The sequence below is a fragment of the Staphylococcus pasteuri genome (genome assembly GCF_030547725.1).
Classification (GTDB): Bacteria; Bacillota; Bacilli; order Staphylococcales; family Staphylococcaceae; genus Staphylococcus; species Staphylococcus pasteuri.
In genome coordinates this window covers 1-372 of record NZ_JAUOQO010000070.1, presented here as the reverse complement: position 1 = coordinate 372, position 372 = coordinate 1, and the positions used below count along the sequence as shown (strand labels likewise).

Sequence of the window (372 nt, the reverse complement as noted above, 5' to 3'; positions counted from 1 at the left end):
GTGTTTAGCAACAATCTCTTTGTTGTCTATCATCCATTTGCCCATAAAGCCGGAAGTGCGGCCACCTGACATGCTGATCACAATCGTTGTGATTTGATTGTCATTAGTTGTGGTTTGATTGTCATTAGCGGGTTTAAAAAAATCAAACTGCGCTTGTGTTTCTTTATTTGTATCTAGCATGATTGTTTTATTCCTAATAGGTAAATGGTGTGTGTTAACTTAAAACAGGAGGACATAATACATCAAAATTGATGTATTACAAAGGTATTTACATCATTTGTGATGTATTTTGGTGTATTTACATCAAATTTGATTTATTTCCTTATACTGCGTAAACTGCCGCCAGATAATTTTTTATGGGGTGTTGTATGC

The 372-nt window shown here is 34.4% G+C and carries 1 protein-coding gene; it reads right to left on the bottom strand.

The window, feature by feature from the left end:
• The coding region (locus Q4528_RS12835; protein ID WP_303521863.1) for a hypothetical protein at positions 1-180 on the bottom strand (180 nt) is incomplete at its 3' end.
• Positions 181-372 lie beyond the last annotated feature (192 nt).